The following is a 17,698-nucleotide window of genomic DNA, read 5'->3' on the forward strand; positions in this document are numbered from 1 at the left end:
CTGAGCCTAGGGTGCAGTTGCCCCAGTGGGCCTACCGGGTTATTCGCCGCAGCGGCTCCCCTTCCCCCCGCTAACAAACGCCAAGGATATTCCCAAAGATGCGCAAACTTCTGATTACTGGCGGGACTGGGTCATTCGGTAAAACTATGCTGCGTGATATGCTGAAGCGCGACATTGACGAAGTTCGCGTGATCAGCCGCGATGAAGAAAAGCAGGACGCCTTGCGTAACGAATTGCGCGATAGCCGAGTCCGCTTCTACGTTGGCGACATTCGCGACCGCGAGAGCGTGGATCGCGCAATGGTCGGAGTCGACTGCGTTTTTCACGCTGCAGCGTTGAAACAAGTGCCAAGTTGTGAATTCTTTCCGATGGAAGCAGTCAAGACCAATATATTGGGGTCAGAGAACGTAGTGCGCTCTGCTGTGGCGCATGATGTAGGAAGCGTCGTATGCCTATCCACTGACAAGGCGGTTTTCCCAGTTAATGCCATGGGCATGTCTAAGGCGATGATGGAAAAGCTGGCGCAATCGGTCGCTCGTTCCCTGCCGGAAGACGCCAAGACCACGATTTCCATGGTGCGTTATGGCAATGTTATGTGCTCTCGCGGCTCGGCCATCCCTCTCTTCATGAGGCAGATCAAGACTGGCCGACCGATCACGATCACCGAACCGGCCATGACTCGGTTTTTGATGCCGCTGCGAGATTCGGTTGCTCTTGTCCATCATGCGTTCGACAACGCCAGCCAAGGCGACCTCTTTATCCGCAAAGCCCCTGCATCAACGATTGAAGACTTGGTCATTGCCATTAAGGAATTGTTCGGTCGGCCCGGCCATCCCGTTGAAATCATTGGCTGGCGACATGCTGAGAAGCTCTATGAAACGCTTGCTAGTGCGCAGGAGTTGGCCGAAGGCGATGACATGGGGGATTACTTCCGCATTCGCATGGATGCGCGCGACCTGAATTACCAATCCTATTTCAGCGAAGGAGATCAGGAGACGCGGCGCTTCGAAGACTATCACTCGCACAATACACAACGGCTCTCGGTACCTGAGATCAGAGAACTCTTGCTTACCCTAGATGAAGTTCAAGCCGAACTCGAAGATTGGGAGGATGGCAAGTGATGAAGATTGTCGTCACCGGAGCCTCTGGCCTGCTCGGCCATCACGCATCTGTACGCTTGCACGCGGCCAATAGCGCTGCTCGCTTTCGAGGAGAGGTGGAGCCTTACGAGCTGGTCCGCATGGGGCACGAGGCCTTTTCCGACGATGCGCAGCTCGATGAAGTGATCTCCGGCGCTGAAGCAGTCCTGCACTTTGCTGGAGTCAACCGCGCAAGTGAGGAGGAGCTGAAGCGCGGTAACCCTGCTATCGCCACTCGCTTGTCAGACGCTATCGATCGGACCGGGGCGAGCCCCCATATTGTCTATGCCAATTCGACCCACGCCGCGAGCGATACGGTCTATGGCCACAGCAAGCGTATCGCTGGTGAGATCCTGGCAGCGGCTGGGACTCCCTATACAGATCTCGTCTTGCCCCATATTTTTGGCGAAGGAGCTCGCCCTGACTACAACAATGTGACCGCGACTTTCATTGCGCGCGTCATAGATGGCATAATGCCTAACATTGATCCCAAGGGGAAAGTGCGACTTTTGCATGCGGGCGAAGCTGCGCAATTGGCGATAGACGCAGCAGTACTTGGAACTACGGGCCGAATCGCCCCTCCTGGCCGACCAACCCCAGTGCAGGAATTGTACGAATGTATTCGTGGACTTCACGAAAGCTATATGAGCGGTCTATTCCCAGATTTGCGCGATCCGTTCGATCTGGCCCTGTTTAACTCCTATCGAGCAGCGCTATATCCAGAAAATTATCCCTTCAGTTTGAAGGTCAACACTGACCCTCGCGGCATGTTATTCGAAGCTGCGAAGGGGGGCGGTGGCGGCCAGACTTTTCTTAGCAGGACACATCCTGGGATTGTCCGGGGCGACCATTTTCATCTCGACAAAGTCGAACGTTTCCTGGTGTTGGAAGGCGATGCGATTATCCGGATCCGTCCGGTTCTGGGCGAAGAGGTATGGGAATGCCGCGTAAGCGGAAGCGAACCCACCGCGATCGATATGCCGACACTTCATACGCATAATATCGAGAATGTGGGCAATGCACCTTTGCTTACTTTGTTTTGGACCAATGCTGTGTTCGATCCGGCGGCACCGGACACTTATGCCGATCCTGTTGCTGGAGCCAACTGATGTCTCGCCTAAAAGTCATGACAATCCTCGGCACGCGCCCTGAGATCATCCGTCTCTCGCGCGTTATGGCTCGCCTCGATGACTATGTTGATCATGTCATCGTCCACACCGGCCAGAATTGGGATTTTGAACTGAACGAGGTTTTTTTCGAGGACCTCGATGTGCGAAAGCCTGATCATTTCCTCGGCACCGGAGGAGGTACACTCGGTGAAACTTTGGGCAAGATTCTGAGTGAGAGCGAACGTGTAATTAGTGCCGAACAACCGGACGCGGTCTTGGTTCTTGGTGACACCAATTCCGCCATGTCTGCGATTATGGCAAGACGGATGAAAATTCCAGTTTACCATATGGAAGCGGGCAATCGATCCTATGACCGCAACGTGCCCGAAGAAACCAATCGCAAGCTTGTTGATCACATTTCCGATTTCAACCTTGTATACACCGAGCATGCTCGCCGGCATCTGTTGACCGAAGGCGTGCAGCACCGACGTATCTATCTGACAGGTTCGCCAATGCGCGAAGTACTCAATCACTACAGGGGTCGCATTGCAGCGTCGGACGTGCTCGACCGCCACAAGCTGAAGGCGAACCAATATTTTATTGTCTCGCTGCATCGTGAAGAAAATGTCGATAATGCCGGTAGGCTTCGTGCCTTGCTCGATACGCTTAACGCGCTCGCTGAGCAGTATGACATGCCAGTAATCGTTTCGACACACCCACGGACGCGGAAGCGCCTTGAAGCTCTTGACGGAGCTGAATTCGATACGCGTGTTCAATTTATGAAGCCGTTCGGTTTCCACGACTACAATGCTCTCCAGATGCATTGTTTCTGCGCGATTTCTGATAGTGGCACGATTGCCGAAGAGAGTTCGATACTCGGTTTCCCGGCGATCACTCCGCGAGACGCTATCGAACGCCCAGAGGGACTTGACGCCGGCTGTATCATTATGACCGGCCTGCACCGGGACACGATCTTGGATGGCGTTAATGCCGTTACGAGGATGTTCAGTGAACGACAGGTTGATGGTCTGCCGCACCCGATCCCATTGGATTACACTATCAACAACACTTCGGAGCGTGTGGTAAGTTTGATAATCGGCACGGCGCGTCTATCCAATGCCTGGGACGGAATCAGGCAAAACGACTGAGGCTAACTACCTAAGTCAATGACTATTTTTATGCTTCCCGTTGAACGACAAGCAAGAGATTCGGCCGTGACCGCCGCCAGCAAAGCTGTAAATCCAGAGGCTAACCAAATTCGGAGCAAGGTTGTCATTGTTGGGGAGTATGTGCGCGCCGAAGAGAATTCGACGGGTTATTTCTGGGAAGGCGCCATATCCCATTTGCGCTCAAATGGTGTGAATGTTGAAGTGGTCAGCTACACACGACCGATGTCAGCGCGGGTGCGCGCTAACGCCTTTCTCCGCCTCGCAACGAAGACTGTTGTGGCCCTCGGTTTAACACTCGGCATCTTAAAGGCCTCTCGGCGCGGCGATGTTGTTTTCTCTGGCACCAATCCCGAAATCTTACTGCCTATCTTAGCATTAGTTTGCCGACTGCGAGGGATGCGACTGTGTGTGCTTGTGCACGACGTGTTCCCCGAAAACCTCGTCGCCGCTGGACTTCTTAGGCGAGGCAGCCCAGCCATGCGCGTTCTTGGTGCGATCTACCGCCGGGTCTACGCATCTTTCGATAAGGCGATCGTGATCGGACGTGATATGCGGGAGTTGGTGGACCAGAAAGCAGGCCGACAGATTGCCTATCCCGTGCACAATTGGGTCGACAGCGACGATGTAAAAGCTGCCGATCGCCTCTCATCCGGCATTCTTGAGAAGCTGGGCTGGGAAGATCGTGTCGTGTTTCAGTTCTTCGGAAATATGGGCCGGTTACAGGATATCGATACGCTCCTGAGGGCGATGGACTTAGTCACAACCGACAAAGCTGCATTTTTATTCGCTGGATCTGGAGTAATGCGGTCTGCCGCCGAGCAAGCTTGCGAAGGGCGAGACAATCGGCACGTGATGGAAATCGACCACGGCTATTCGCGTAGCGCCATGCTTTCCAGTTGCGATGTTGCGCTCGTTTGCCTCGACCAACGTATGTTGGGGCTGGGTGTCCCTAGCAAGGCCTATTTTAGTCTTGCGGCAGATCGACCCATTCTGGCTATTATGGACGAGAATGCAGAAGTCGCGAGGTTGGTAACCGAAGAGCGCATTGGCTGGCATGTTCGAGCAGGGGATCCAATTGCGCTCGCTGCCGCAATCGATCGCATTTGCACTGAAGAACCATCAATCGGCTCGGGCCGATGCAGAGCCCTGAGCAAATCGAGACTGTCTGCCGACCTCGCCCTCGAGCAAGTTCGTCGCCAGCTCGAAAGGCTCATGGAATGACCCGTATTGGGATAACTGGAGCGACTGGGTTCATTGGGCGGGCCTTGGTCAAAAGATGGGCCAACCGTGCCGATATCGTCCCTATCGTGCGTAGTCCGATGTCTGGGATCAAGGGCGCCGTCTCTGTTGGCAATCTGAATGGTAAGACCAACTGGTCACCAGCGATCACTGGTCTCGATGCGATAGTTCACTGTGCGGGGCGGGCACACATCTTAAAAGAGCATGCAGAGGACTCCCTCGAGGCGTTTCGCAAAATCAATTTGTCTGCAACCGTCAAGTTGGGTGAAGATGCTGCCGCAGCCGGTGTGAAACGGCTCGTTTACTTAAGTTCAGTGGGCGTAATGGGAGAGCCTCAAGATGAAGATGGCGTCTTACGCATCACTGATAATCCTGCGCCAGATAAACCCTACGCCATTTCCAAATGGGAGGCAGAGGAAGCGCTACGCGAGATAGAAGCCTCGAGTGGCCTTGAGGTTGTTATCGTTCGTCCACCCCTAGTCTATGGTCCTGATGCTCCAGCGAACTTTCGGCGCTTCGTGGACTTAATCGACAAGGGCATTCCTCTGCCTATCGGCCGGGTCAATTCACTGCGATCCTTTGTTGGCATTGAGAACCTTTCAGATTTCCTTTGGATATGCGCCAAGTCGCCAGAGGCTGCGGGGGGCACCTTCTTCGTGTCTGATGGCGAAGATCTGTCGACAGCCGATCTTGCTCACTGCATTGCTAAGAATCTGGGGAAGTCAGCGCGCTTACTTCCTTTTCCAACCTCGCTTTTGCGGCTGGGAGGGGCTTTGGTAGGGCGCAAGGCCGACGTAGACCGGCTCTTGAGCAATGTCCGGGTGGATATTTCGGAGAATCAGCTTCGACTGGGTTGGCGCCCGCAACACAGTGTGGCTTCACAACTGCGTGAAACGTTGGAGAGCAGGTGAGCGATATATGCGAAACGATTGTGGCGAGCCAGTCAAGACCACGCTATCACACGGCTCTTTTATCAACTGCGATGAGGCAAGTTTCGCAATGTTAGCATTTCTCGGATGTGTACCATGAACATCTTAATCGTAGTTGCTCATCCCGATGATGAAGCTTTGGGCGGCGGCGGTTTCATCCATCGGTTGACCAAGCGGGGCCATACCGTCGACTGCTGCATACTTTCGGGGTCGGTCGATGCGCGCACCCAGCGTCCAGAAACTGCTGAACTGCACGAAGACATTCAAAAGGCTCAAGGTATACTTGGCTATCGTAATGTGCAGCTGGGTGATTTTCCAAACATTGAGTTCAATAATGTTTCGCACCTGAAGCTGGTTCAATATATAGAGAAACATATTGAGGCATTCGCGAGCCAGGCCATTTTCACCCATCACCCTTCTGACTTGAACAACGACCACACACAGACTGCCCATGCATGTCTTGCGGCATCGCGTCTTTGGCAGCGAAGGGCTTCAGTGCCGCGGCTTGAGGAACTATATTTCATGGAGGTGCCGTCTTCGACTGAATGGAACTTCCCCGGCCACAATTCTAACTTCGAAGCCAACACTTTTGTCGAGCTTGATCAAGCGGACCTCGAAGCCAAAATCGCTTCAGTGCAGGCATATCGAAATGTCATGCGCTCAGCGCCTCATCCGCGGTCACGCGAGAACATTACTGCCCTCGCGCGTTATCGAGGTTCACAAGCCGGTTACGTTTACGCAGAAGCTTTTCAGCGGGTCTTCGGCGGCCTCAGATTAAGTGAGGCATCTGACTGAAATGTACGTCCGCGTTTTTAAACCGGCTATCGACGTAGTCCTGGCGTTGACGGCATCAATGGTCCTCTCACCTCTTATGCTGGCCGCGGCCCTTGCAATCCTGATCGAGGATGGTCGGCCGGTATTCTTCATCCACGAGCGCGTCGGGCGCGAAGGGCGCGTCTTTAAGATCTTCAAGTTCCGCTCGATGGGAAAGAATACCGCAGTGGTGCCGTCAACCGATGTGGCACAGCACCAGGTAACTAAGGTCGGGGCGCTTATTCGGCGGCTCAATATTGATGAGTTGCCCCAGTTGTTCAATATTATCCAGCAGCAGATGAGTATCGTCGGACCTCGCCCTGGACTGCCTTCGCAGACCGACCTCCATGAGGCGCGGCGCTCGAACGGTGCATTAGCGTTGCGCCCAGGGATCACCGGACAGGCGCAGATCAATAGCTATGATGGGATGTCCACCGAGGCCAAGGCGGTATTTGATGGGGAGTATGCAAGGTGCATATCGTTTTGGACTGACATGAAGATCATTCTGCTCACGGTGAGATACCTATTAAAGCCCCCCCCTGTGTACTGAGCCGAGACGATCACATGACAAGAACACGCGTAGGATTTGTAACTGCCGTCCAGCTCGGCCTTGATTGCCTGATAGAGATCCACCGGCTGGGTGGGCCGATTGATCTAGTGATTACGCTTGATGATGACACGGCCAAGAAGAAATCTGGCCGTGTTTTTCTTGATGATTATGCTGCGATGAGCGGCGCGCAATTGCACAAAACCTCGCACATCAACAACCCTGAGACGATTGAAGCCATTCGCGAAGCTTCGCTCGACTACTTGCTAGTCATCGGTTGGTCGCAGCTAATAGCGGGCGAGATTTTTCCCCTGATCAAACATCCGCCACTCGGTATTCATCCGACCTTGCTGCCCGAAGGCCGTGGGCGCGCGCCCATTCCCTGGACAATTCTCAAGGGATTGCGACGGAGTGGCGTTACTATGTTCGAGTTGCGACCTGAGGCTGACTCAGGCGACATCATTGCTGCTGAGGAATACGATGTCGCGCCCGATGAGACTGCGACAACGCTCTACGCGAAGGCGTGCAATGCTCATGTTTCCTTGATCCGCCATATCTGGCCTGACCTTCTGGCTGGCACGCTAAAGGGTCGTGCGCAGGACGACACGAAGGCGACGCATTGGCCGCAGCGCCGCCCAGCCGATGGCGAAATCACCGAGGAGCTTTCACTTGAAGAAATCGACCGATTGGTGCGGGCGACCACACACCCCTACCCAGGCGCATTTGTTATGGAGAATAACAAAAAACTTATCATTTGGGCCGGCGCGATCCAGAAACTTGAGGGTGGAGAGTTCACCACTCCAAAATTGGCGCGGGGTGAGCGGGCATTCGTCCCCACTGATTTCGAGTGGGTGTCCTAGACAATCTCCACGAAACCGCGACCAAGCACGACCATTGTCAGCCCCGGATAAAGCCAACTAAGGCCCACCCGCAGTTTTCGTCTTAGCAGGTCACTAGATAGAGCCAGCAGTGCCGGCTTTACGGGCAGCAGCTCTTTATTGATATCTTACCAGTCGTCGTCTGGGTTCTGGCTTCTCACAATTTCCCTTATTCGCCTTTCCGCACCCTCATCAATTTGGCAAGGTAGTTCTTCTACGCCAAAGAAATTGATCTCGGCGATCTCCCGGCTAGTTGAGGTTACCGGCACCTCGCCCTCGGTGTCGCAAAGATAAACGAAGATATGGTCTCGCCTGCTAACTTTCCGATTTAGAAATACGCCATGAAGTGTGGGCTTGCCTATTATTTGTAGATTTGCCTCTTGTCTCAGCTCAGCCGCCAGCGCTTCCTTCACGGTTTGACCCGGCTCTACGCCGCCACCTGGAAAGTGCCATCCGGTCGTGTAAGTGTGCCGAACGAGCAAGAACTTGCCGCTTTCATTTCTGACGACAGCCCGGACTCCCAAGGTCAGGCCTCGGCTCATTCGAAAGTAAAGGTGGAGCATCTTGCTCCAAAGCTGCTCGGTGATGCCATTGTGCGTAGAGCTCATCGGATCGTCGCGATAGCGTCTGTCTGCCGCCGGGCCGGCCCCAATTCTTGCCCAGCTTCCCAAACCAAATCGGACAGGCGATCCTCAAGCGGCGCATAGTCTAGCGGTAGATTTTGAAGCACCTCGAGTATCACTGGGAGGTTGAATGTTTTGCAGGCTTCCAAAAGGCTGTCAAGAATTGGCGAGAGCTCTTCGGGCGTCATGGCAATTTCTTTGGCAGACATAATGCGGGGGTGTTCTGTCGCTTGCGGATCATTTCCAATCAAAAGCTCTTCATAGAGCTTCTCCCCTTTTCGCAGACCTGTAAAACAAATGGGAATATCGCCTTCTTCGGGGGCCACTTCGTGAGGATGATCCACAAAATATGGTGTTAGCCCATGCAGCTTAACCATCGTTGCGGCCAAGTCTGCAATCCGGACTGGCTCACCCATATCAAGAACGAAGACATCGCCGCCCTTTGCCATCGCACCTGCCTGAATGACGAGCTGGGACGCTTCTGGAATAGTCATGAAATAGCGGTTGATGTCAGGGTGTGTGACAGTCACGGGACCACCCGCCTCGATCTGCGACCGGAACCGGGGGATGACTGATCCCGACGAACCAAGCACATTTCCAAAACGCACCATTGAGAATACGGTTGTCGTGCTTTTCTGCGCGAATGCTTGGCAGATGAGTTCAGCAATACGCTTGCTTGCCCCCATCACATTGGTTGGGCGAACTGCCTTGTCGGTCGATATCAGAATGAAGCTACCAACCTTATTCTCGAGCGCCAGCCTTGCGACGGTCAAGGTGCCGAAAACATTGTTGCGGATCCCCTCAACGACGTTCTCCTCAACGAGCGGCACATGTTTGTAAGCAGCGGCGTGATAGATCGTCTCAACCTTAAAGGCCTTGATTGCCGCCTCAAGTCTCTTCGCGTTCTGGACTGAGCCGAGCACGGGGCTGATTCTGACTTCTGAGTCGATCTGAAGCGACGTTTCTCTTAGCTCTTGCTCAATTGAATAAAGCGCAAATTCCGAGATCTCGTAGAGGATGATATCCTTTGGCCCTTGACCGAGAATCTGTCGACAAAGCTCGCTGCCAATCGAGCCTCCCGCTCCCGAAACCATGACAACCTTGCCACGGATATTCCGCTCTAACAGATCCTTGTTCGGTGCGATGGGGTCGCGGCCCAATAGGTCTTCGGCAGTTACATTGCGCAGCTCTGAAATCTCGGCCTTACCACTGATGAGATCCGAAAGGCCGGGTATGGTTTTTACTTCAAGATTCATTCCTTCAAGCGAAGCGAAAATTTCTTGACGCCGCGCGCGGGTTAGGCTTGGCATCGCAAGCAGAACAACCTCAAGCGCCGTATCCTCAACGAGCTTAGGAATTGCTTGCGGATGGTAGACCGGGAAACCACTGATCGTGAGTCCTTGGAGATGGCGATCGTCATCCACGAAAGCGATGGGAGTGTAATCGCGGCCATGAAAGAGCGAGTTTAGCAGCTCAAGACCAGCCTCTCCCGCGCCATATATGACAACAGGCCTTTTGCTCACCTGCATTGGCTTTCGGAAGACCTGGCGAACTGCGAATCGGAGCCCTCCGACTGCCAAGAAAACGAGAATTCCAGCGATAATTGGAACAGATCGCGGAATGCCTGAGGCCAACAAGCTGTTGCCCACGAACAAGGTAACCGCGAAGACCAGAACGCCTTCAGCGATTGATATCAGGATTTTGCCCGTCACAAAGCGCACCAGCGTGCGGTAGAGCCCAGTAATCCCAAAGGTTCCAATTGTTACTGCGGAAGCGATAAGCACCGGCAACCAAATCTTCAGATTGAAGATAAATTCTAGGCTCTCGAGCCTGATTGCCATTGCCGCCAAGAAACAGAAGATGATCAAGCCAGCATCGGCGATAAGCTGAAGCGCCATCTTTCGCCTTCGGCTCAGGGCAGAGAGACGCCTAAAGTGATCAATCATTCAAACTTTTCCACATCAACTCTTGCTTTTCGAACTTCTCTTTTCGGTAGTGTAAGCGCTTGAATCATGCAACACGAACGGGCTTGTGCATGCGAGCTTCACGCCCAGACATTGTGTTCGGCCTTTTCCAGATAGCGCGCCAGCACATTCACTGACTTCCAGCCTCCGGCCCGCATGATCGCGGCGGCATCGAAGCCGCGCTTCAAAAGATCCTGCGCCGCGCCGACCCGCATTGAGTGGCCACTGAAAGACGCGACCTGATCTGCGCGCAGGCCGCAGCGCTTCGCCGCCTTCTTAATCACTCGCCGCACCGTCGTTGTTTCGAGGCAGCGATCGATCACCTTGCCTTGGTAGATCGGGCAAAACAGCCATTCGATTTCGGGGCCGCGATAGGTGAGCCATTCGCGGAGTAGATCAGCAGTTCGCGCAGAAGTAAATGCGATGCGTCCTTCGCCGAAAGGATCGGCTTTGCTTCGCCGGATGAGCACTCTCAAAGTGCCATCAGTACGCTCGGTCAGGTCCTGATTGCGCAGCGCGATGAGCTCTGATCGCCGCGTCATCAATTCATAGCCGAGCGCGAGCATCGCACGATTGCGTAGACCCCACGGCGTATTGGGGTCGCTTTCAAGAAATTGATCTAGATAATTGCGCGTCAGCCCTTTGGCCTGGCGGGGACGGGTGGATTTCTGGCGCCTGACCTTGCGCATGGCGAGATTGATATCCTCGTCATAGGTCGGGTCGGGAAGCCGGAGCAAGCGGTGGACCTTGCGGATCGCGTAAAGCCGACGCTGTACGGTAGACGGAGCTTTCGTCTGCCCCTGGTCTTCGAGGAAGCGGCACACGGTTTCCACGCTGGCAGGGAAAGGCTCTCCGATGCCATTTCTCACGCACCAGCATTCGAAAGCCTCGACATCCGCGCGGTAACTGCGCATTGTTGATGGTGCATAGGCACCCTCAAGGCGCTGGAATTCGGAACGCCAGTCAGCTCTTGGGTGTAATAGATGCATAGTGATAATATGATACCAAAAGGATCATAATACAAGTGTCAGAGATCACGGCCGAGCAAATTAAGGCGGCGCGGGCAGCCCTTGGCTGGACAATCAACCAGATTGCTCAGGCGACCGCGATCGGCTCCGCAACGCTTAAGCGGTATGAGTCTACTTCCGGAGTCCCCAAATCGCGGAAAGGTCATTTGGGGCGGTTACGTGAGCACTTTGAGGCTGCCGGCATCGAATTCATCGGCTCGCCCAATGATCGGCCGGGCATCAGGATAGGTCCGCCTTCCGCCTAGAAAAGCTAAGGCCGTGCCTGTTTCTCGCAAAAACGTTCGATGCAATTCCAAGGGACCCCGGTCTGTTTCCCAATATGGGACGTAAAGTCAGGTATTTACCCTTTAAAATGATAAAGGGGATGCCAATATAGAAGTTTGGGAGAGGCAAGCACAGGAGGTCAACCATGACCCGACAGCGCACTCGCCAACAATCGACTCTTCCCGATCCCGCGCGCTTTGGTCTCGATTCTTTTGCTCAGCTTCTACCCCAGCACGAGCCGCTCGTGGGCGAAAAGCCTGAGAACTATTAGGCGCTCCATGCAGGTCTTCTAGAGTCCTTGAACCCGAGGACACCTCACGAGGCGGTCCTCACGGAGGGTGTCATCGCAGTTAATTGGGAGCTCCTTCAGCACCGCGCTATGCGCGATGCCTGCATTCGGCGTCAGATCAAAACCGCTGTCACCAAGGCTCTCCTCGAGAAGGAGCGGATGAAATACGACCGGGCCATGGGTCAACACTATAACGAGCATCTCGATAGTCACGGCTACGATGAGCCTTGGGAGGCGCCCTACGAGTTTGACGAGAGTGCAGTTACGAAAGCTGCAGAGCAACTGAATGATCGCGCTACTTCACGAGACCCACAGGTTCAGCAAGCCGCCTCCGCTGAGATCTCAAAGCTCGGCTTAAGCCCCTTGGACTTATTGAGTGCATCGCATCGAGGCACCCTTGGGGAAGGCGATGCAGTGGATCTCTCGGCAGAGTACCACGACGCTAAAATTCGCGAGCTTGAACGTCGCCGACGCGAGCTCAAGCGCGATTACGATCAACTGCAGCAATCGCGGCCGGATGAAGGCGCGCTTATCGAGCAATGAGCTCTGATCCTATCTCGCGCCGCAATCGCAACAATGCCAAGCGGAGTACCGGCCCAAAATCCAAAGATGGCAAGGCCAAGGTTGCGCGCAATGCGCAAAAGCACGGCGCAACCACGCAGCCCGATCCGGCCAGTGTTGCCACCTGGCTCGCCATCATTCTCGACCAGCCGGAGATCATGGCTCAGGACCTTATACCCACAGGCGACCAGGCATACCGAGCACTGGCCTTGGCGCGAGCCGATGCGCGGCTCATTGCGGCTGAGAACGCCTTGCTCGAATTCGAACAACACCACGCAAACGTGTCACCGCGAGAGGAACTTGGCTTCGATGAATTTGTCGAACGAGTCCTTCCCGCATGCGAATTTGGACCCAATAGGCATGCCCGCGTCACCGCCGTCCTCGAACTACAATATTCCGCTCAATTGTCCCAAATGGCCCACGAGAGGCGCGAGCGCCGCCGCCTGCTCAAGCGCTACTTGTCAGAAGCGAAATCGAAACGCCGCAAGGCCTTTGCCGCCTGGCTTGAGATCAGCCAGCGCGAAGCAGCAAAGGCATGAGAAACCCATTTTCCCGAAACAAAGCCAGATTGGCGATTGGCCGGGCAAATGCCCGATAACGTGCACTGCCATGCGTTGATCGGAACGCGGGTTGTCGAGGGAAATTCGCTAGGCAGTCTTGTCGGGTGAGCATCGCGCGCCTATCCCAGCAGCCCTGCCTCGACCGGGGCTCTCCCTCATCTTCCCGAGCTTCATTTGCCAGATTCAACAGCACCTTCTCGCCAGTCCAAAAAGGCCCATCGGCGGAACGATGTTCCCAGTGAGCCTCTCGGTCTGCAGGCATGGCTGGTGCTGGGCGGATTTGCATTTCTGGCGGCAATGCTGGGCGGTAGTTCGCGCCCCGATGCGCTGCAGATGGCTTTCTTGAGGCCACTTGCCGCGCTGTTCTTCATCCCTGCCCTCTGGCATCTGCGCACAAGGCAGGTGCAAGAGGCGTGGCTCCCGGTCCTGCTGCTTGCGGCACTAGCCCTCTGGATGGCGCTCCAGCTCGTCCCGCTGCCCCCCTCGATCTGGCATTCGCTTCCTGGCCGGGCGGTCGTCGCCGAGATCGATGCATTGCTTGGTGAAGCGGATCGTTGGCGTCCGCTTTCGCTCGTTCCCAGTCGGACTGTTAATGCGCTTGCCAGCCTCGCTGTGCCGGCAAGCGCGCTTCTCCTCGCGCTGGCCTACCGTATGCGGGGCGTTCATCTGCTCCTCATGATCGCAAGTGTGGGGGTGCTTGATGCGGCGCTTGGCCTCGGGCAAGTGATAACCGGGAGAAGCAGCCCACTCTATTTTTACGAAGTGACAAACCGCGGCTCGCCGGTTGGCGTGCTGGCCAACGAGAACCATTCCGCCGTTCTGTCCGCCGTTTCGCTGCTGGCAATTGCGCGTCTTGCGATCGGCGCGCGCGCGCTCGAGGCTCCGCAATGGGCCCGGTTCGTGTATGTGCCTGCCTACGTGCTGGTGCTGCTTGCGGTTCTCGTGAGTGGATCGCGTGCTGGGATTGCCCTCGCCGGGCTCGCAATCCTCGTTACCGCGCTGATCGCATGGCATGCCGTGCGATCGTCTTCCTCGCAATCTCGCTCGGCACACCGCGCCGAGAGCGCTCCCCGCCCGCGTCTCCTGCTTGGCGCATTTGCTGTGGCCATTGCATTAATGGTCGCAGCATTTTTCCTGCTCGAGCGCACGCCGGCGTTCGAAGACCTGCTTGCGCGCAATGCCTTCGAGGACCTGCGTGCAAGGATCTGGCCTAGCCTTACGGAAATGATGTCAACCTTCTGGTTTCTCGGCTCCGGCTTCGGTTCATTCGAGGAAGTCTACCATATCTTCGAGCCAACGGCGTTGCTTCTTCCTTCCTATGTCAACCAGGCTCATAATGACTGGGCTCAGCTCGTGATCGAAGGGGGGCTTCCGGCGATTGCCCTCCTTGTCATCCTACTTGGCTGGATAGCGAGTACGATCCGCCAATTGTTTGCACGGGGCGGCCAGTCAATGCAGCGCGCGCTGTTCTGGATGGCGCTGATCGCGATCCTCGCCGCGGCATCGATTGTCGATTATCCCTTGCGAACGCCGATTTTTCAGGTGCTTGGGGTCTGGCTTCTGGTCGTCCTCGCGCGGGATAGAAGTGCAGCAAGGTGACAGGCTCTCACCGATTTGCGGTAATGCGGGAGGCTGGGGCTTGGCACTTCTGCCAAATGCCCTATCAAGCCGTCAGAGAATAAAAGGAAAAGCGTGCTCGTGCTTCGATGCTCTGTGATCATTCTCGCTGCCCTTGGTCTGGGCGCATGTGCCACTGATCGCTCGATCGGTCTGTCGCCTGAAATCGAGGTGACACAGCTTGAGATGCTCCCCGAGCCGCGTGGCGAAATATCATACCGGATTGGTCCGCAGGAGGTTCTCGAGATCGAGGTGGTCGGAGCGGAACAGCTCAGCGGCAAGTATCTGACCGATGAAAATGGTCATATCGTCTACCCCTATATCGGCGAGGTTCGCACGGGCGGCGTGTCGCCGCGAACAGCCTCGCAGATGATCCAGGATGCGTTGCGCGGTCGGTTCGTGCTCGATCCGCAAGTGAGGGTGATCCCCGAAGAATTCCCGCCGCCTTCGATTTCGGTGGGGGGGCAAGTTAAGCGCCCAGGCTCTTATCCTGCCGTAGGGCAACCAACCCTGCTGAAAGTGGTCAATCAGGCCGAAGGCTTGACGGAGTATGCCAAGACCGATGATGTCGTGGTGCAGAGGATCGTGGAGGGCCAGCGTTATGTCGGTCTGTATAATGTGGGCGCGATTCAGCGCGGCAATTATCCCGATCCGCAGCTTTTTCCTAACGACATCGTCATCGTCGGCGACTCGCCCACCAAGCGGCGGATCGACAATATCCTGCAATTTTCGCCGCTCCTTGCACCGCTTGTTCTCCTGATTAACCAACAGACTCGCTAAGGCTGCCGGCATGAATAATCCAGGTTTCGAGCGCTCCGTGCAGCCTTATGTCGAAGGTGGGGCTCCGGTCGAACAGCAGGCAGGTCATGTTGCGGCTGCGGGGGTCGATGATAGCTTTCATCTCGATCTCGAGCGCTACTGGCTCGAAGCGAGGACGCTCCGCTACTGGATCGCAGGCATCGTCGTGGTTTGCCTGCTCGTAGGCCTGATCATCACCTTGCTCCAAACCCCGCAATTCAGAGCGAGCGCGCGTATCGAGGTGTCGCAGATCAGCGCGAATGTCACGGACATAGACCCGCTCGAGGCAACGAGCACGGTTTCCGAACTGCAGTACCTCAACACGCAATACGAACTGCTTGAATCGCGCTTTATGGCGTCGAGGGTCGTGGAGGCGGGTAATCTCCTTCGTGACGAAGAGTTTCTGACTGCGTTCGAGTTGCAGGAGGAGGACGATCTTGTCGAAGCGGATATCGAGAAGCTTCTCCTCGATCGGATCAGTGTCGAAGGCATCACCCAGTCGAGCCTTGTCGATGTCGCGTTTCTGAGCCCTTCGCCGCGGGTTTCCGCTTCGGTAGCGAATCTCTGGGCCGACGAATTCATCGCGGCCAATTACGAGAAACGTTTCGGTACAAATATCGAGGCGCGCGAATTCTTGCGTTCGCAGATCGAGGAGCTCCGCGAAGTGCTCGCACGCTCGGAGGAAGAACTGGTCGAATATGCCAATACGAACGAGATCCTGGTGCTCGACACGGGGGGCGATCAAGAGGGCTCTGCGACGGCAGCACAGACCCTGATCGCGACCGACCTTGCCGCGCTGAATGCGGCTTTGGCGCAGGCCGTGACCGACCGGATCGCTGCCGAGGCTGCCGTGGCATCTGGGGACCTGGCGGGCAATGCTGAGGATGCTCAACTCAATTCTGCGCTGGCCGTTGCCGAGGCCGAGCTTTCGACCTTGCGCGAGAACTTCGGGCCTGAATATGCCGAACTCCGTGAGAAGGAGGCGGAAGTTCGGGCGCTCCGCGACGCGCTTGGATCGAAGGCATCCGCCGCACTCGCTTCGGCGAGAATGCGGGAGCAAGAACTTCGGGCTCAGCTCGAGGAAACGAAGTCGAGGTTCCTTGGCCAGCAGAACCAGGGGATTCAATACGGCATCCTCAAGCGGGAAGTGGAAACCAACCGAGCTCTCTATGATGCGCTGCTGCAGCGATACAAGGAACTCGAAGCGTCCGGAGCCGGGCAGAACAATATCAAGCTAATCGACGAGGCTAACGTGCCGGAAGTACCGGCTTCTCCCTCGCTGGTGCAGAACATGCTGATCAGCCTCGTCGCGAGTTTTGTGTTCGCAGGCGGCCTCGTCTACCTGCGCGTGGTGCTGAGCCAGACGTTGAGGAGCCCTGAGGATGTGACTGCGCGGCTAGGTTTGCCGGTGCTCGGCGCGATTCCGAAATTCAGCGGTGAGGACATTCTCGATGAGCTTAAGGTTCGTTCCTCCGAAACGAGCGAGGCCTATCGCTCGCTTCGGTCGAGTCTTGCCTTCCTGACACCGGAAGGGGAGCCGAAGGCGCTCCTGCTCACATCGACAGTGCCGGCGGAAGGCAAGAGTATTTCGTCTGTCGCCCTGGCGGCGAGCTTTGCGCAGCTGGGTCGGCGTACGCTGCTGATCGATGCTGATATGCGCAATTCGCGGCTCGAAAAAACACTCGATCTAGAGCATGATAGGAAGGGCGGGCTCGCGGCGCTTCTGACGCGTCCCGGGGCCGCGATATCGAACGAAGTTGTGCCGATTGATGACTTCGGCTTCGACTGCATCCCGGCAGGCCCCCGCCCACCCAATCCAGTCGATTTGCTCGCCACCTCGCGCCTTTCAGAAATCATCGCCGAGGCGCGCGGAATCTATGACCAGATCATCATTGATGGCGCGCCGATGCTCTCTTTGGCGGATGCAATCGAGGCAGCGCGGGCCGTCGATGGCGTGCTGTATATGTCCGAGTACGACCGCGTGAAGGCCAAGGCGATCGAAGCAGCAGTCAGGCGTTTGCAGCAGAGCGGCGTTCGGATCTTCGGTGTCGTCATGACGAAACTCGATCAGCGCGCGGCAGAGTATGGCTATGGCTATGGCTATGGCTATGGCTATGGTTACGGCTATGGTCAGACTGGGAAAGCGCCTGACGCCCTCCCGGATCATTGAT

Annotated in this window: 17 protein-coding genes; 14 read left to right on the top strand and 3 right to left on the bottom strand. The window is 55.9% G+C overall.

Annotated features, from left to right (window positions below; genetic code table 11):
- The first annotated feature begins 98 nt into the window (after positions 1-98).
- The 8 genes from G9473_RS13335 (at position 99) to G9473_RS13370 (ending at position 7,805) form a co-directional block, all read left to right on the top strand.
- On the top strand, positions 99-1,121 hold the full coding sequence (locus G9473_RS13335) for an SDR family NAD(P)-dependent oxidoreductase (RefSeq protein ID WP_291133843.1): 1,023 nt from the start codon (positions 99-101) through the stop codon (positions 1,119-1,121).
- Positions 1,121-2,248: an NAD-dependent epimerase/dehydratase family protein gene (locus tag G9473_RS13340; protein WP_291133845.1), complete on the top strand. Its 1,128-nt coding sequence runs from the start codon at positions 1,121-1,123 to the stop codon at positions 2,246-2,248. The genes G9473_RS13335 and G9473_RS13340 overlap by 1 nt, the downstream gene beginning before the upstream one ends.
- 17 nt (positions 2,249-2,265) lie before the next feature.
- The gene (wecB, locus tag G9473_RS13345) at positions 2,266-3,396 is read left to right on the top strand and encodes a non-hydrolyzing UDP-N-acetylglucosamine 2-epimerase (RefSeq protein ID WP_291133847.1); all 1,131 of its coding nucleotides are present in this window, start codon (positions 2,266-2,268) and stop codon (positions 3,394-3,396) included.
- A 66-nt stretch (positions 3,397-3,462) separates the two neighbouring features.
- Positions 3,463-4,638, top strand: a complete 1,176-nt coding sequence (locus G9473_RS13350) for a glycosyltransferase family 4 protein (RefSeq protein ID WP_291133848.1) — start codon at positions 3,463-3,465, stop codon at positions 4,636-4,638.
- Entirely contained in the window at positions 4,635-5,567 is a 933-nt protein-coding gene (locus tag G9473_RS13355; RefSeq protein WP_291133850.1) for an NAD-dependent epimerase/dehydratase family protein, read from the top strand. Before G9473_RS13350 ends, G9473_RS13355 begins: the two co-directional genes overlap by 4 nt.
- 114 nt (positions 5,568-5,681) lie before the next feature.
- Entirely contained in the window at positions 5,682-6,380 is a 699-nt protein-coding gene (locus G9473_RS13360; protein ID WP_291133852.1) for a PIG-L family deacetylase, read from the top strand.
- A gap of 1 nt (position 6,381) precedes the next feature.
- Entirely contained in the window at positions 6,382-6,948 is a 567-nt protein-coding gene (locus G9473_RS13365) for a sugar transferase (protein WP_291138478.1), read from the top strand.
- Positions 6,949-6,962: 14 nt separating this feature from the next.
- Positions 6,963-7,805, top strand: coding sequence for a formyltransferase family protein (locus tag G9473_RS13370; protein ID WP_291133853.1), 843 nt, complete (start codon positions 6,963-6,965; stop codon positions 7,803-7,805).
- Between the two features lie 146 nt (positions 7,806-7,951).
- On the opposite strand, the gene G9473_RS13375 is transcribed toward G9473_RS13370, so the two are convergent.
- From G9473_RS13375 to G9473_RS13385, 3 genes are all read right to left on the bottom strand, one after another.
- Positions 7,952-8,431 carry an NUDIX domain-containing protein gene (locus G9473_RS13375; protein WP_291133855.1) on the bottom strand — a complete coding sequence of 160 codons (480 nt, stop codon included), beginning with the start codon at positions 8,429-8,431 and terminating at the stop codon, positions 7,952-7,954.
- Complete coding sequence (locus G9473_RS13380; protein ID WP_291133857.1) at positions 8,428-10,344, bottom strand: nucleoside-diphosphate sugar epimerase/dehydratase; 1,917 nt, start codon at positions 10,342-10,344, stop codon at positions 8,428-8,430. The genes G9473_RS13375 and G9473_RS13380 overlap by 4 nt, the downstream gene beginning before the upstream one ends.
- 146 nt (positions 10,345-10,490) lie before the next feature.
- Complete coding sequence (locus G9473_RS13385) at positions 10,491-11,324, bottom strand: tyrosine-type recombinase/integrase (protein ID WP_291133858.1); 834 nt, start codon at positions 11,322-11,324, stop codon at positions 10,491-10,493.
- 110 nt (positions 11,325-11,434) lie between these two features.
- On the opposite strand from G9473_RS13385, the gene G9473_RS13390 reads away from it, so the two are divergent.
- The 6 genes from G9473_RS13390 (at position 11,435) to G9473_RS13415 (ending at position 17,697) form a co-directional block, all read left to right on the top strand.
- A complete protein-coding gene (locus G9473_RS13390; RefSeq protein WP_291133859.1) occupies positions 11,435-11,683 on the top strand; it encodes an XRE family transcriptional regulator in 249 nt (82 codons plus the stop codon).
- A gap of 398 nt (positions 11,684-12,081) precedes the next feature.
- On the top strand, positions 12,082-12,534 hold the full coding sequence (locus tag G9473_RS13395; protein ID WP_291133861.1) for a hypothetical protein: 453 nt from the start codon (positions 12,082-12,084) through the stop codon (positions 12,532-12,534).
- Entirely contained in the window at positions 12,531-13,091 is a 561-nt protein-coding gene (locus G9473_RS13400; RefSeq protein ID WP_291133862.1) for a hypothetical protein, read from the top strand. Before G9473_RS13395 ends, G9473_RS13400 begins: the two co-directional genes overlap by 4 nt.
- A gap of 195 nt (positions 13,092-13,286) precedes the next feature.
- On the top strand, positions 13,287-14,711 hold the full coding sequence (locus G9473_RS13405; protein WP_291133864.1) for an O-antigen ligase: 1,425 nt from the start codon (positions 13,287-13,289) through the stop codon (positions 14,709-14,711).
- Between the two features lie 114 nt (positions 14,712-14,825).
- The gene (locus tag G9473_RS13410) at positions 14,826-15,509 is read left to right on the top strand and encodes a polysaccharide biosynthesis/export family protein (protein WP_291133865.1); all 684 of its coding nucleotides are present in this window, start codon (positions 14,826-14,828) and stop codon (positions 15,507-15,509) included.
- 10 nt (positions 15,510-15,519) lie between these two features.
- Positions 15,520-17,697: a polysaccharide biosynthesis tyrosine autokinase gene (locus G9473_RS13415; RefSeq protein WP_291133866.1), complete on the top strand. Its 2,178-nt coding sequence runs from the start codon at positions 15,520-15,522 to the stop codon at positions 17,695-17,697.
- Position 17,698 lies beyond the last annotated feature (1 nt).

Source organism: Erythrobacter sp., from assembly GCF_011765465.1.
Classification (GTDB): Bacteria; Pseudomonadota; Alphaproteobacteria; order Sphingomonadales; family Sphingomonadaceae; genus Erythrobacter.